This window comes from Pseudoalteromonas sp. T1lg65 (assembly GCF_051930985.1).
Classification (GTDB): Bacteria; Pseudomonadota; Gammaproteobacteria; order Enterobacterales; family Alteromonadaceae; genus Pseudoalteromonas.
This window is the reverse complement of record NZ_CP196837.1, coordinates 2,398,853-2,412,907: the sequence shown is the minus strand read 5'-3', so window position 1 is coordinate 2,412,907 and position 14,055 is coordinate 2,398,853. Positions and strand designations below refer to the sequence as shown.

At 46.0% G+C, this 14,055-nt stretch carries 14 protein-coding genes; all 14 read right to left on the bottom strand.

All coding sequences use genetic code 11. The features are described from left to right. Window positions 1-245: 245 nt before the first annotated feature. Window positions 246-755, bottom strand: a complete 510-nt coding sequence (locus tag ACSLBF_RS10580; protein ID WP_440053383.1) for a hypothetical protein — start codon at window positions 753-755, stop codon at window positions 246-248. Window positions 756-840: 85 nt separating this feature from the next. Then, window positions 841-1,065: a hypothetical protein gene (locus tag ACSLBF_RS10575; protein WP_440053382.1), complete on the bottom strand. Its 225-nt coding sequence runs from the start codon at window positions 1,063-1,065 to the stop codon at window positions 841-843. After that, window positions 1,058-2,686 carry a hypothetical protein gene (locus tag ACSLBF_RS10570; protein WP_440053381.1) on the bottom strand — a complete coding sequence of 543 codons (1,629 nt, stop codon included), beginning with the start codon at window positions 2,684-2,686 and terminating at the stop codon, window positions 1,058-1,060. Before ACSLBF_RS10570 ends, ACSLBF_RS10575 begins: the two co-directional genes overlap by 8 nt. Further along, entirely contained in the window at window positions 2,683-3,009 is a 327-nt protein-coding gene (locus ACSLBF_RS10565) for a hypothetical protein (protein ID WP_440053380.1), read from the bottom strand. The genes ACSLBF_RS10570 and ACSLBF_RS10565 overlap by 4 nt, the downstream gene beginning before the upstream one ends. After that, on the bottom strand, window positions 2,997-3,818 hold the full coding sequence (locus tag ACSLBF_RS10560; RefSeq protein ID WP_440053379.1) for a hypothetical protein: 822 nt from the start codon (window positions 3,816-3,818) through the stop codon (window positions 2,997-2,999). Before ACSLBF_RS10560 ends, ACSLBF_RS10565 begins: the two co-directional genes overlap by 13 nt. After that, on the bottom strand, window positions 3,815-5,893 hold the full coding sequence (locus ACSLBF_RS10555; RefSeq protein ID WP_440053378.1) for a hypothetical protein: 2,079 nt from the start codon (window positions 5,891-5,893) through the stop codon (window positions 3,815-3,817). Before ACSLBF_RS10555 ends, ACSLBF_RS10560 begins: the two co-directional genes overlap by 4 nt. Continuing rightward, entirely contained in the window at window positions 5,890-6,249 is a 360-nt protein-coding gene (locus ACSLBF_RS10550) for a hypothetical protein (protein ID WP_440053377.1), read from the bottom strand. Before ACSLBF_RS10550 ends, ACSLBF_RS10555 begins: the two co-directional genes overlap by 4 nt. Next, complete coding sequence (locus tag ACSLBF_RS10545; RefSeq protein ID WP_440053376.1) at window positions 6,246-9,836, bottom strand: tape measure protein; 3,591 nt, start codon at window positions 9,834-9,836, stop codon at window positions 6,246-6,248. Before ACSLBF_RS10545 ends, ACSLBF_RS10550 begins: the two co-directional genes overlap by 4 nt. A gap of 65 nt (window positions 9,837-9,901) precedes the next feature. Continuing rightward, on the bottom strand, window positions 9,902-10,654 hold the full coding sequence (locus tag ACSLBF_RS10540) for a hypothetical protein (RefSeq protein ID WP_440053375.1): 753 nt from the start codon (window positions 10,652-10,654) through the stop codon (window positions 9,902-9,904). Further along, the gene (locus ACSLBF_RS10535; protein ID WP_440053374.1) at window positions 10,654-11,070 is read right to left on the bottom strand and encodes a phage tail terminator protein; all 417 of its coding nucleotides are present in this window, start codon (window positions 11,068-11,070) and stop codon (window positions 10,654-10,656) included. The genes ACSLBF_RS10540 and ACSLBF_RS10535 overlap by 1 nt, the downstream gene beginning before the upstream one ends. Continuing rightward, window positions 11,070-11,498, bottom strand: a complete 429-nt coding sequence (locus ACSLBF_RS10530) for a gp436 family protein (RefSeq protein WP_440053373.1) — start codon at window positions 11,496-11,498, stop codon at window positions 11,070-11,072. The genes ACSLBF_RS10535 and ACSLBF_RS10530 overlap by 1 nt, the downstream gene beginning before the upstream one ends. Before the next feature lie 2 nt (window positions 11,499-11,500). Next, window positions 11,501-11,926, bottom strand: coding sequence for an HI1506-related protein (locus ACSLBF_RS10525; RefSeq protein WP_440053372.1), 426 nt, complete (start codon window positions 11,924-11,926; stop codon window positions 11,501-11,503). A gap of 45 nt (window positions 11,927-11,971) precedes the next feature. Beyond that, the gene (locus ACSLBF_RS10520) at window positions 11,972-12,886 is read right to left on the bottom strand and encodes a Mu-like prophage major head subunit gpT family protein (RefSeq protein ID WP_440053371.1); all 915 of its coding nucleotides are present in this window, start codon (window positions 12,884-12,886) and stop codon (window positions 11,972-11,974) included. Continuing rightward, window positions 12,886-13,992, bottom strand: a complete 1,107-nt coding sequence (locus tag ACSLBF_RS10515; RefSeq protein ID WP_440053370.1) for a phage protease — start codon at window positions 13,990-13,992, stop codon at window positions 12,886-12,888. The genes ACSLBF_RS10520 and ACSLBF_RS10515 overlap by 1 nt, the downstream gene beginning before the upstream one ends. Between the last annotated feature and the right edge of the window lie 63 nt (window positions 13,993-14,055).

Genomic DNA, 14,055 nt, shown 5'->3' with positions numbered 1-14,055 from the left:
ACTTTCATCACCACACCTGGTAGGTCGGCATAAGCGCAGCGCCATCCGACGCCAAGCAACGATAACCAATACAGCAATGCGACGGTTTTTTTGCTTTTTCTCTTTACTGATGCCGCGCGCGAAAACTCAGCGTGAATTGCGCGAAAAGTGCGAAAAATAAAATTTTCATTATTTTAAAGCGGGTTTAAATTGTTTTCTCGTAGTTCGAGTACATGTCGGACTCATGTACTCGTAGTAGATAGAGATTAAAGTGCTTCTTTTGTCGCCTTTTTTAGCTCAGTGTAAAATGCAGTGAAGCCCTTGCTAGGTATCATATAAAGCTTGTCCCTCGATGTTTTATCTACCAGCACAAATTTAACAGGTTCCCCTTTGGCTTTGTCAAATGTGCTTAGCACATACTGATTTCCTTCACCAGACTCGCTGAATGGTGATGCAGCGATCAGTTTTTTCCCATGACATGAGTGTGCAAAATTGATCTGTTGATCGTTTACTAGATAAATCCTCTGCTCGAAGACTGTGCCATCTCTATACTTCTTGCAGGTTTTCTCGTCTGTCCAAACTAGTCGAAAGTCAATTTGGTTATTGTAAGCAAAAGCTTGGGCTTCCAATTTGTGCGCTCCATTTACACTTGTATAAAATGAATAATGGCTATCTTCGGTCCTGAGCCATTCCGCGTCGCTCAGAGCTAATTGCTGTGCATGTGCTGACAGGTTTGACCCTAGAGATATCAAGGTCGCTAATAGTGCGAATTTCATGTTTCGTCCTTTTGTATTTGTAAAACTTTATTAACACACACAAGGCAAGGGTTTCATATTGTTTTTTTAACGAAAGTCAGGAAAGTCAGATTTCCACCTCACTATATGGCAAGTCTGGTGCTTGCCCTGTGATGCGATCATTCTCTATATACGCTGAACCTGACTGAACACTATCACCCAGTACGCGGCTAGTTGTGCCATCGCTGTGCTCTACGGTAGTCGTACCATCATTATTTACTGTTAGCACTTTTACAATACTACGCTGTGTGCCGGAGAGTACCGAACCGAGTCTGTTTAGTGTGTTAGACATTGCGTACCGCCTGAATTGTTTGATTTACCATAATAGCACCTTGGTTGCTGATACTGGCAGAGATAGCCAGTGAGTCCACGGTTGCTTTGTATAGCTCGTCTTCGAACCTTACACCTAATAACATGCCAGGTCTGATTGGTGGCAGGTCAGCTTTGAGTTTGGTCCGAATGGTTGCAGTTCGTTTGTTACCACTTCTTGCTAGTTCACATGTGCCGCGTTGACGCGCGGCTTGTACGTCGGTGATTAGATTATCTACGATGTCGCGAGCGTAATCAGTCGCGGGTGTGCCTTGGCGCTTGATTTTACATGCTACGCCTTGCTGCTCACCTCTCACAAAAACAACATTGTGGGCTGGCTGAATGGTGTCTTGTGTATTGTGCTCTAGTATTAGGGCGTCATTGAGTATTACATCAGGTGTTGCTTGCTCGGTGCTCCAAGGGTTGACTGGCCACTCGGGCACAACTGAGACAGTTTTAGTTGTATCGTTAATGTCCAGAATAGCACCAATGCTACTGGCCACTTTTAGCAGTGCAGCAGCGGGCGTCAATCCTCGATACGAAAACGCCCCCTCAGGGATTGGGTAATCAATCATTTTGTTGTCTAACGTCCAGCCAGTGTTTTCGAGTATGTCGGTCATGATACCTGCGAGCGTCTTATCTACGGTGTTTACGTAATTACGCTCCCGCTGATACGGTGCAGCAAGCTCTGCAAACCTTGAACGTATCGACGCGCTATAGCTATTATTCGCAAATCGATTGCTTGTACTGGGTTGCTCGCAAATCACTATGAACTCGTAGCCGTTAATAACCAGTTTCAGCTGCTGCCCAATCGCGCGCTCCATATCTATTCTGCTGCTAAACTTGATGTTGCCCGTCGCGGCAAATTGACCGCGCAGCCATGTAATGTTGATGCTACTGATCAGTATTTTTAAATCGTCGGTTACTCGATTGCAGGAGGTAACAGGCTGCATAATGTAATATCTCTGTAGTTGTGGCTCTATTGGGATTTTTTTGTCTATGGGCGGAATGTCATCATCGGAGCGAATTGGCCCACCGGGTAAGCCCCAAAAGCAAAACTCTTCAGGGGCGAAAAGGTTAAAATTTATAACACCAACAGGCCCAACAACTTTACTTTTAAACCTGACAATCAGCTTCCCTTTATGAGGTGCACTTGTTTTAACGCAAATGTATTGCCTGTCGGTAGGCCCATAATAAACCATCAACGATTGGCTGGTTTCGGCAGTCTGCTGCCAATGCTGTGAAGTTTCGAATACTGCAAGTAGGTGCGTCCCCCAGTAAGAAGTTCGTTCAAATACATTCAATTGGTTGACTGACCAACTAGGCGAGGCAGCGCTCATAACATAACTCATGATTGTAGGCCATTCCAACACCACTATATTCTGATAGTTTTCACTCAATGAACATGGCATCTGAATTATGTTCGGCAGACTGTGAACATGGCTGTGAACTAGAGTACAGAGAGAATTAATTTTGATTGAGGAACCGAAAGCGCACAACATCTCAATCCCCACTTCTTCTTTATCTAACCCATCATCACCAAAACGGATAAATAACGGAGAGGTGGGGTTGCTAGAAGAGTTATTTAATATGATTTTTATCATAGCCAAACAGTTTCTGGGGCAACATTATCAATTGCTTCAGCCTCTAGCTCACCTTTGTTATCCAGTGCGAGCACTAAAAAGTTATTTGCTGGACTGGCGTCATAGGTGCGTACCTCACACTTTCCATTCACTGATAACGCAGATCCAATCAGATTGTATGAATCTTTTTCAAAAACTAAAACAGTCTCATTGCTGGTTTCACGTTGAGTATCTAATGTAACAGAGAACAGAAAATGGGCCTGCGAATCTCTTGCAGACTCGAATGATGAGTCACCAAGCAGGCGAATGCTTTCACCAAAAAGTCGCTTGCTTATAGATAGCATAAATATACCTCTCCTCTATTAGAAGCATCTGAACCACCTGTTCTGGTATATTTATAAAAATTATGGCCGTCGACGATGTTTGTATTGAGGGTATGAAGCATTGCTCCAAACATTCCCGGAAAATATGCGGTAGTTCCGTTTATTTCAAACCCGCACTGAAACAACAAGTTGCTGCTTCCTTCAGGCTTTTGCTTTGAGACATTAAATTGATAATACTTTGGTCGCGCTCGTGCAAAGCTTTCACCACCTATAGCTCGTATCCAAGCAGAAAAGTAACCATCACCTATAGGAAATCCACGATCATAGTTTTGAGAGTTCCACCCCTGAAATCCACCACTTACACAATTCGCATTTGCAGCGGGCGAATCAAGCAACCCAATGAAACTGCATATACTGCTTGTCAATATATAGCAGCAATATTGGTTGGCAAATATAACCCACTCAGCACCTAAGATTGGGGTCGTTGGGGGAGTATTCGTGGAATATTTGGGGCCTGCTGAACTATAGTCCGGCATTCTTCCAACGCCGTCATTAATGCTGGTCATGCTGTCATAACCTTGCAGATTCATACCAGCAGAGTAACTCACCGCAGGGGAAATCTTATAGCAATAGTCAGCATTTGCTGTTTGTAATACAATGCTGTCAATCTCTTGGAACAGAATGCTCCATCCTGCGGGCTGCTTATCTCCATACCCTTCAATTAATACTTTTCTGAGTACGTTTATAGTACCTTCATGTGAGCCATCAGCAGCTGGCGCTCCTTCGTCGCTACTATTAAATCTATTTAATTGGTTCAGTTCAGAAATCACTCTTTGTTACCTCTAAAAGCCATTGTTGAAGAATCGAAAATTACGTCTGTATGTCCGGGGGAGACTGAACGAGTCAGCATTATTGGTTTACTTGCAGCGGTGGTTTCAAACAAAAAACATTCGCCCGGATTCAAGCCAACCCCAAAAGCTTCCTTTTGAATGAAAAAATAAGGGGCTTCGGAAAACGGGTTGATAGGAGAGCAATCTAGGTTTATAGAACCCTGATAAACGACTCCTACATGCTCACCAATTACTTTAAACTCTGTCGCTGTGGTAAATACAAGCGCCCAACGCTGGGCAATGCATCCAATATTGCTCAGTTCAATGGGATACTGTATGACATTAATTGCACTGGAAGCGGGTGAACCTGTTGCGCCAAAATCGTTTTGCCATGCACTTAGCGTTCGTTCATTTAGCGTAGTCGCTTGCAAATCCCCAAGTACATATACACTAGATACGGTTGCCCCAACTGGATACGTTTTTTGTAATGGTGAGAGTATCCGTAGTTTATCCCCCTCAATTGCATCAACCAGCACCAGTTCGCTATGGACCACCGTTATGATGAACGGGCCAGAAAAGCCGCTAATGTCTGATTTTATCGTTACTTTGCCTGTGGATTTGTCATAGCTGTAATTGTCATCATTGGCGCTATAGAGTGATAGATTGTTGTTATCAACAATATCCACCCAGTTAGCATTAGCTGAAACGGATATTTGCTGCCCACTGCTGAGGCTCGCGTGTTGGGAGCGCTCACGGTCCTGTACGCATACTAGGTTAAACTCATGGAAAATCGGGACGAACCCACCTTCAGGCAGTAGATGGCGGGATATTCCTCCCGGTGGACTTGGGACATTTATAACGATGAGTTCATCATAATCATAGGTGATAGATTCCTGCACCATATCTACAGCAAACGTCAGTGAAACCGTGCCACTGCTACTCACTGAACCTGATATATTCGTGCCTGTGATAGTGCCATTTGCGTCACTGGATGCACTAAACTCAGTACCTGAAACTGATTTGGCGCGAATGTAAACACTATCCCGAGCAAACGATTGGGACGGCAAGGTAAAATCAAGCTCTCTAATAGAAAGTGGTTTTAACTGGATTAATGCACCCAGTTCCTCTTCTACTGTGCCGCTGTAATCGATGGATTCAACCTCGGTAATTACGCCCGTATCATAGTCAATTGTCGCGATAACGTAGCCTGAATGAATAAATCGGCCATTGCCATCATCAGTGACTATCTGGCTGGAACCTAACTTTCTTAGTTTAACAGTGCCTTTGACAACGGTCTCTGTCGCACCTAATGTGATGTTTTGACTCGTGCTAAATGAGTGAAACCGGAAGTCCAGATTCGACAAGTAATAAATCCAAAGAACAGTACCATTGGGTAAATATCTTCCTTCATATACTTCCCCTGATACCACCGTGCCGTTAATGACTGGTTGCCTCCACAGGGAAGACCATGAATTATGGCGCAAAACAACTCTTGTGTAATCAAGCAATAAGTCAGGGATATCAATACTAAACTCACTGAGATTGCCAAATGACTCAATTTTTTTGTATCGATAGCCCGTTACATCACCAGCGTCATCAAATTGCGGCCGTAACCCTTGTTTTGTTTCCGAACGGGTAACGCTTGGCGCTAATGACCTTTTTAATTCTCTGATTGTTAGGTAAAAATCACCGCTTTCATATGTCGATGTGAGGTAACTTGTTCCGTGATATTTTGTACCGCTTGAGGTCATCATCGGCAGCATATCATCGAGCAATGAATCATCTCGTAGTTGAGGTGACTCAACCAATAGCGTGCAAACTAGCGGGTCATCGGGTTGATCGCTGATAAATACGTGTGCATCCTGCAACCTAGTTGCGTCATCAGTAGCAACCGCAGGGTATAGCTTCACTAAATCAAACGCGCTACGGGCATGGTCAACATCGCTGATTGAGCTAAACACATCGTTTAGTTTGCCGCTAATCACCGCCTTGCTAGTACGGTGGCCGCCAGCGTTTGGGGCGCTGCCTAAACGCTCTGGTTTAAATATCTTTAAATGGCGTCTAATGATGGTCATACCGTTTTCAGCCTTAGTGTGATGTTTTCAAAGTGAGTCGGTGTGGAGTCGCTAAAGTATTGTAGTGGCGAACCTGTCACAGGTTTTTGGTTGTGGTTCCACACCACTGTGTAGCTTGTGCCACGTATGGTGATAACAAATTCAGCTAACTTGGTTTGGCTATGTTCAAATAGTGCAATGTAAAGCGCTGCTGGTTCCAATACGCTTTCAATCGTAATTGGGCGGCCCACAATCAAGGTTTTTTCAATATGCTGTGCGCCATTGAGGGCGCGCTCGGTTTGCTCTGTAACAGCTTGATAGTCGTATTCATCTGTCCATACTGCATTATCGAGTTGAATATTGTTTATCACTATCATTGTGCATTACTCAGTTGTTCTAGTTCGTTTAATAACTCGTCTCGTATATGGGCGTACAATTCTGCGGTTTGCCCATTGGGTAAGCTCAATTGCAAGGTGATGGTTTTACCTGAATGTTGACGGTTGAGCGTGTTTACCAATGAATTGATCGCATCAGCTAAGGCGCTATTTGTGCCGTTTAGTGTCGGTGTGCTGTAACTAATGTTACTTTGTGTTGGACGTGTATCTTGCGAACGCGTGTTGAGGCTCTGCAATGCCTTTCTTTGCTCAGCGATTAGCTCAGCCAGTTGCTTGCGTTGCTCTTGATCTAAATAGTTCAGTTGTTTAATGGCTTGCTGATAAAGTTGGTTCAGCGTGTTTGAGTTGGTTGCTGTTTGAATACCACGTTCAAACTTTTCATACTGCTGCTTAGCTAATGCTTCATGAGCGCGGCGGTTTTTTTCAGCGCGAACTTCTGCACTTTCAAATGAATATGCCCCATCAGTTTCATACTTTTCTTGATAGTCCACTATGTTACTGACCGTGGGGCGGGCACTTTGCGTATAGTTGTTGATGTTGGTTGAAGCGCGCGCCGCGCTTTGGCTGACTTTTTCTAACTCATCTTTTTGCTGACGTAAGCTTTTAAAATTATCTTCGGCGGCTTTTGTCGCTTCTTTCGTAGCTTGAGTACCGCGCTTTGTTGCCTCTGTAGCATCATCTTGTGCAGATTTAAAATCACCCAGTAAGCCATTCACTACACGTAGTAGCGATTCTAGGCGCGCTTTCTGCTCGGTGTACTCTCGACCGCTCAATGTGCCCGCACGGTAGCGGTTGTCCAAGTTCGTTACTTGGCTAATTAACTCTGATTGCTCAGCTTTTAGTTGGCCAAGAGTTGCCAGTTCGTACTGTTGAACCTTGTTTAAGTCTTCGGTTTGTTGGGTTAAGCGCGTTTGTTGTTTGGTTAGTGCGGCTTGAGCCTGCGCTTTTTGCTCAGCGGTTGCCGTGCTTGAAGCTAACACTTGCTGATTTTGCTTTATGGCGGCGCTGGTTGTATCCAGTGCTACGGTAAAGCGCTTTACCGTTTCGCTATTTGTATCGGTAACGGGCTTAAGCGCATTGGCTTTTTCAACCAGCTTGTCTAGCTCTTTAGTAAGCCCAAGCGCCGCCGCAGCCGCTTGCACTGAAACGGGTACGGTTTGGTTGGTCGCATCCGCCGCTTTTATGGCGGCATCAGCCCACTTTAAAAAGGCCTGTTGTTGCAGGGCAATGGGTTCGTTTTTCTGTTGAATTAACTCAAACGCGCCTTGTAACTTGGTGGCGGTTTGCTCAAGTGCGGTGCTGCTTGTTAAACCCAGCTCTTTATAGGCTTTACTTACATCACCTGCTAAATATGACTGTCGTGCTAACGATGCGTTATGGGCTTCAAACTTAGCCTTAAGTGAATCAAGTAAGACAACTTGTTGGCTGTATTCCGTGCCAGAGTTCACCAGTGCGGTGCGGGCTGAGTTTAAGGACTGTATAAAGCCGTCAACGCCATCACGCACACCGTTTAAGTTTTGTGCTTGTTGCTCTAGTGATTCGGTCACTTTGAGTGCTTCGGCAACGGTCAGGGTTAAAAATGCTTGGCGTTCTCGTTCGGCTTGCTCTGCTTGTTTTGCGGCTTCTGCCAGTTCTTGTTGTTTTTTGGCTACGCCTTCATAAGTGTATGTACGCTCATTCCAGACGATGGTGCCACGCTTAACAGCGGCATCTAGCTCGTCCATGTTGGAGATAAGCACGCCTGTATTTTCACTGATTATTTTAAACTCTTCAGCAAGTTTGGCTGAAGACACTTTTACATCTCTTTGGCTCTTGGCTACTTGGTTCTCAAGGGTTAAAAGCTTGTTGTACTCGATGCCAACATTAACCAACTCTGAGATAAGCAGCGTGTACAAGCCACCTTTGGTGATAAAGCTAAGGGCACTTTTCCATTTGTTGGTAGCTAGTGTGGCGGCGTGTGTTGCCGTGGTCGCGCTATTAATGGCTGTTTTGTAAGTCGTAAATGCGCGGGTTGCAGCAACGGCACCACTAACAACGCTACTAAAATAACCGCTAATTTTTAGCGCGAGCCACGCCTTGGCCACAAAACCAATTTCTTCTCTGTAATCGTATAAAGTGTTTACGGCATCTTTAATAATGGTGCCTGTGTTTACTATGGTATCACTAATTGATTGTGCCCACTCTTGTAGTCGGCCATCTGCCGCCATGGCTGCAAACTCAGTGTTTAATGTGATGAGTTGGTTTTTGAGCCAGTCCATTGCACCCGATTGCGCCATAAGGTTATAAAACTGCTCTAGATTGTCTTTTGCATTGCTGACTTGGCCGCTGAAGAGTGCCATTTTCGCGGCAGCCGCCCCCGAGCTGGTTCGGCCCATTTCATCAATCAACTGCTTAATGACATCGCGGCCTAACTTGCCGGCACTGGATAGTTTTTGTAGCTCTTGAACATTTTTACCTGTGACTTTTTCAAGTAGCTCCCAAACGGGTATACCGCGCTCGACCAGTTGTAAAATTTCTTCGCCTTGCAGCTTTTGCTTCGCCCATGCTTGGCCAAGGGCCAGTGATATGCCTTGGACTTCTTCAAAGCCACCGCCAAGCTTGAGTGCTTGGTCTGTGATGGATTGTAAGGTGCCATCCATTGGATCAAGGCCAAACGCCTTAAGCTTAACAAATGCTTGGCTGACCTCACCTAGTTGCAATGGGGTGTTTTTAGTAAATTGAGTTACCCATTCAGTGGCTTTTGCACCGTCTGCAATACCGCCCATCAGCGCTTGCATTTGAATACCGAGCTTTTCAAACTTGTCGCCCGTTTCAAATACCGATTTAACCGCGCTGGCCACTCTATCTAAACCAAAATAGGCGGCGGCCAGCGCAGCCACTTGGCCCGCAACTTTACCTAAGCTAGCTGCGTGCGCCTGTTGTGCTGCATTGCCTTGTTTTAGGTCTTGAGTAAAGCCATCTACCGCTTTACCTGCTTTATCAAACTGAGCGCCTAAGTTACGTTTGGCCACGCGTAAATTGTTAGTATCAACGCCAGAGCGTTTAAGCTCGGCCTGTAAAGCAGCATGTTTACCCGTGTTTTGCGTGAGTTCGTCACGCATCTGTTTTAAGTCGTGTTCGGCTAAATCTATACCCCGTGCCAGCTCTACAAATGGCTTATTGGTGTTTTGCGCTTGAACTTGTAACTGATTAAGGGCGTGAGCTGCGGCGGCCGTGGCTATTTCTTGTTGCTCTAGTTTTTGTTTGGATTGCTCAAAGGCGCGTATTAGCTGTTGTAAGTCGCCTAAATCGTCTAGCTCATTGGCCAGTTTGCCTGCGGTTTTAGCTGTTGTGCTTGCGGTTTGCGTGGTGTCGTTTAGCGCCTTGTTTAGCTGGTCGCTTTTAGGCTCAGCGCTATTAGCACTTGTGGCTACACCATCAATTTGTTTACTGAGCTTTTCTGTAGCAGGGTTGGCACGTTCGGCGCTTTGCTCAATGTTGCGAAGTTCAGCAACGAGTTGTTCAATGTTTTGCTTCCCAGTGGTTTCGGCCACCACTCTCAATGCTAACTCTAACGTTTTGTTTGCCATCGGAACTACTCAGTATTTAACAAGGTTTAAAATGGTGAAAAAGGGGCCGAAGCCCCAACGGGGAACTATACTTCTATTTCGTCCACGACAAATGGCGCATCTTTGCCAGATTTGATTTTGGCTGTGCCTTCTAGCTCTGCACCTACAAATTCAGTGCCCGCTAAATCAAGTTCAGAGGTAGGTGACATAGATACATCATAAATATCAAACTCAACTTGCTTGCCGTTGGCTAGGTTCTCGCCCTCGCCGAAAAGCCGTAAACGAATTTGTGAGTTCAATGCACCTTTAATACGCTTACCGCTTCGGGCGTTATATTGACCTGAAAATGTTATTGCTCCGCCTACTTCTACTTTGCCGCCATGCAATGCGCGGATAAGCCCAAGGGCATAGTTCATTTCAAAGTCTTCACCTAAGACCAATGGCGTAGCACCTTGCTTTACCGAAAGCCCTGCTGTTGCAAAGTTTTTATGGCCAATTTCAACCCAGTGCTGTGCTGATGGCAGTGTGATCGCTTCATCAGTGAGCGTACCGCTGGCATCGTTAATAGCGACCACATCGCCCATCAATGCCATAGCAACCAGCTCAGTGGGTTGGTCATCAAAGGCCCAGTTAATGGAGGTGGGTTTAGGTATGCGCACATCATCCAGCACTTGGCCATAGTCGGCCTTTTTGTTTGATGTTCGGGTTTTAGATTCTGACTCTACTTTTATGGCTAATTTTGTGGTGTTGATTGGACCAATTGAGCCACCTTCAGGGTTGCCTTGTTTATTTAGGCGCTGCACAAATACATTGCCAGCAATTAGATAACCGTCACTCATTAGTGGGTTCCTCGCATTCTCATTTGACAGGTAAAGGCCAGCGGGTAAAACGCGTGACCGCTTGTGTATCTAGGTTTAATTGGGGTGTTAATGCGTTGCCATGGGCCTGCATCGCCTGTTTTTTTGCCAGCCAATGCACGAATGGTTTTAGCAATGTTTCGTCCTGCATATTTGTTGTTTTTACGCTCAGCAAGAATGACAAGCCATGTTTGCTTTATTTGCACATTGGCACCCGCTTGGGTCGGGCCATTTAGCTGCTCACCGTAATACAGATAAAACAAACAGGGGGTGTGGTTAGCTCTATCTATTTCAGCTAAATCATCTAGTGCCTTTACGTGTCGAATGCCTGAAATACCTTTCAATGCTTCTTCAAGTAATGGCCCCGCGGCTAAGTAGTCGTCTTTGATCTCAAACATCAAATAAACCCCGTTGACTTTGCGCGGGCAAATACGCTGCCTGCGGACTCCATAAACGCGGTGTCGTTGGTGGTGGCTTTGTCGCCTTGGCTATCAATGCCAAGCGCAACCTTGCCTTGGTTTACGGCTTGTAAAAACTTCAGCGCATCCGTATAGCGGGTGTGTATGTGCTCTGGGGCATTGTCGCTACTTAAAAAGTAACGGGCTATATCGCAGCAAATACGCACCAGCGCGGTAGGCACAGTACTTAACGGTAAGGTATAACGGCCCGCTAAGTAGCCGTTAATTTCTGCACTTGCATCGATGAGAGATTGCTCAAGCACAGGGATATTAATTTCACCGGGGGTGCTGTTTTCGCGCTCGGTAAGTAAAACAAGGTCTTGCTGATTAAACCGCGTTTGCATATCCGCTGTACTGGCGTAACTCATGGTTATTGCTCCGCGTTCACAATGTTGCTCTGATACCAAGCCCAAGCTTCGTCTCGTTGCGTGGCTGTTGGCTTTTGCTCGCCATCAACGCCATCCACTTCAAACACTAATTCATCCACGGTTGGTTTTTTAGTTGGCTTCAGTTCGTGTATTGCTGCAATGATATGCGCCAATGCTTCAGGGGCTTGGCTCAAATCCAATACTAAATCGCGGACCACACTTCCTGACTCCATGTGTGGTTCCGCCGTTGTACTTTCACTTGCTTGCACAACTTGCACCGCAAGGCGTGTATCTTTTTTAAGCGCTTCAAGCTGAGGCTTGGTAACGTGACTCTCGTTAACGCCACGCTTAAGGGTAATGCTGGCGCGGCGGTAGCCATCAGGTTGCTGAGAGATAACACGCACCTTGTAAGTAGTTGGTTCAACCATTTCATTTTCCATCCTATTGATTGGCCCCAGTGGTGGGGCATTGGGTTAAGCGTCTAGGTAGTCAGCCACACACAGCTTTAAGCGGCCTTTGAGTTCATTTGAGCTACTGTTTTCAATTTCGCGCTCAAGTAGCTTGGTTGCTACGTCTTCAAGCTCAGGTGGAACCACCAACTTAGTTGGGCGTATACCCAATTTTCGCCCACCATCGGCCTTAAAAGTGCGCAAGCTTTTTATGGCATCCCAGAGGTTGTCTGAATTAAGTGCGCGTTTATTGGCAAATGCCAGTTGCCAAAAGCTAAAGCCCGCTGCATCACGGCAATCAACGCCGTATCTGAATAGTTTTTTAGTGAATACCGCTTCATCATCCACTTTGGTCATGCTTATAAAAACGGGCTTCTTACGCTCTTGGAATATGATGGGTTTTAGTACTTTTGAGTCATCAATCACATACCAGATAGGTCCTGTGTAGGCACCGTCTTCAGCCATATTAGCTACGCTTTCAACTGCGCCTGTACCATCAGCCTTTTCATACACAGGATGGTCTGTATCAAAGTAGTTTTGGCCGTCATAGCAAAGAGTTGTAAAGCCTGCGCGCAGCAATGGCCAACATACTTCGTCAGGGTGAATGCCAGCACTGCGGCCCAGCTCTTTCATTAGGGGAGCGTAGATACCAATTTGGTCATCTTCTATGTCGTTACGCTCTACACTGACTGTGCCTTCAAAATCTTCATTCACAATGGTGTAGCCGTGGGCTTTCATTGACTCAAGCTGGCGTTCACCGACCCATTTTTTAAGTGAAGGAAATTTGCCAAGCCAGCCGTAAGTGTTGCTCTTGGTGTTGGACTGGATCACGGTGGCAATTTCTGTGTATTGCGGCTCAGCTTCACCTAATCCATCTTGAAAGTTCTTTTTAAAGCCCGTTTGCAGGCTGGTTAATATTGCTGGGGTCACAATTGCCATTATTGGTTTTCCTCTTTAAGTAACGCGGCATAGTCGGTGTAGCTGATGCCTAACTGGTCGGCGGCATACTTTTGTTCGGTAGAAAGCGCGGCTATGCCTGTTTTGGCGTCTGGCTTAGGTTGTGTGTTGGTTTGCTGGGTTGTGAGTGCGGCAATGGGGCTGCGACTATCAAGCACCGTATTCAAGGCGGCTAAACCTTGCTGCTTGCCAAGTTGTGATAAATAGTCCACCTCAGAGGCCACCACTCGGCCATCTTGCTTGGCTTTATCAATGGTGCTCTCAATGGTCATACCTTGATGCTCTGTGTTCAGTGCTGCCAGTTGGCCGAAAAGGGCATTGTAGGCTTCAACGGGTACATATTTGCTAAGGTCCACTTGCTGTGTGCCTTGCTTTACTTGGGCAGTGAGTGCGGCAATTTGCGTGTCTTTGCTCTCGGCCGCTTTTACTTTTTGGTTAAGGTCAGCAATGGCGGCTTCACCTTGAGCAATATGCTCAGTAGTGACATCACCCGTTACGGTAATGCCAAGCGCAGCCAGTAGCTTTTGGGCTTCGTTCATGGGGCTTGTTCCTGTGGGTTGGGTAAAAAATTGGGCGTTTAATACGGCGATTTCATCAAGGCCCGTTAATGCCGGGTCGTTGGTTAATGCTACGTGTAATAAAACCAGCGGGCGGCCTGTGTTTTTGTCGTATAGAAAAACGGGGCTGACATAGCGGTATTCTTTGGCAAGCAAGGCGTTGTGGGCGGCATCGGTCCATGCCACGTTTTTGGCATATACCCCTTCGCCGGGTATGTACTCCAAAGCATCAGTTTTAAACCAGCCAGAAGCGGGCGCGGGCTGGCCGTTTTTTTCTTTGTGTAGGGTTTGGTGCTCGTAATCAAATAAAAAGTCGTTAGTGCGAGTTGCAGCACTCATCTGCAAATTAGCAAAGGCTATGTCATCCATAAGCCATTTACGGCTAGGCACATCAAAGGGGCGGCCATCACGGCTGGTAAATTCACCATCAGGGATAATTAAAACGCGCTCGCTAACGCCTTGCTCGTTTGGCAGAGCAGTGACATTGCAAATGGCTAAACCAAGGCTTTGGGCGGTTGTGGTGTTTGGCATGTTCTGGCACTAAAACGTTTGTCTTGGTGCCAGTATGTGGAATTGGGCTGAGAGTGTATTTTA

Excerpts from the sequence above, each read along its gene's own strand:
- ACSLBF_RS10530 (WP_440053373.1), bottom strand. The coding sequence starts at position 11,498 with ATGAGTTACGCCAGTACAGCGGATATGCAAACGCGGTTTAATCAGCAA.
- ACSLBF_RS10540 (WP_440053375.1), bottom strand. The coding sequence starts at position 10,654 with ATGAGTGACGGTTATCTAATTGCTGGCAATGTATTTGTGCAGCGCCTA.
- ACSLBF_RS10550 (WP_440053377.1), bottom strand. The coding sequence starts at position 6,249 with ATGATAGTGATAAACAATATTCAACTCGATAATGCAGTATGGACAGAT.
- ACSLBF_RS10570 (WP_440053381.1), bottom strand. The coding sequence starts at position 2,686 with ATGATAAAAATCATATTAAATAACTCTTCTAGCAACCCCACCTCTCCG.
- ACSLBF_RS10535 (WP_440053374.1), bottom strand. The coding sequence starts at position 11,070 with ATGTTTGAGATCAAAGACGACTACTTAGCCGCGGGGCCATTACTTGAA.
- ACSLBF_RS10520 (WP_440053371.1), bottom strand. The coding sequence starts at position 12,886 with ATGGCAATTGTGACCCCAGCAATATTAACCAGCCTGCAAACGGGCTTT.
- ACSLBF_RS10555 (WP_440053378.1), bottom strand. The coding sequence starts at position 5,893 with ATGACCATCATTAGACGCCATTTAAAGATATTTAAACCAGAGCGTTTA.
- ACSLBF_RS10580 (WP_440053383.1), bottom strand. The coding sequence starts at position 755 with ATGAAATTCGCACTATTAGCGACCTTGATATCTCTAGGGTCAAACCTG.
- ACSLBF_RS10545 (WP_440053376.1), bottom strand. The coding sequence starts at position 9,836 with ATGGCAAACAAAACGTTAGAGTTAGCATTGAGAGTGGTGGCCGAAACC.
- ACSLBF_RS10565 (WP_440053380.1), bottom strand. The coding sequence starts at position 3,009 with ATGCTATCTATAAGCAAGCGACTTTTTGGTGAAAGCATTCGCCTGCTT.
- ACSLBF_RS10575 (WP_440053382.1), bottom strand. The coding sequence starts at position 1,065 with ATGTCTAACACACTAAACAGACTCGGTTCGGTACTCTCCGGCACACAG.
- ACSLBF_RS10515 (WP_440053370.1), bottom strand. The coding sequence starts at position 13,992 with ATGCCAAACACCACAACCGCCCAAAGCCTTGGTTTAGCCATTTGCAAT.
- ACSLBF_RS10525 (WP_440053372.1), bottom strand. The coding sequence starts at position 11,926 with ATGGTTGAACCAACTACTTACAAGGTGCGTGTTATCTCTCAGCAACCT.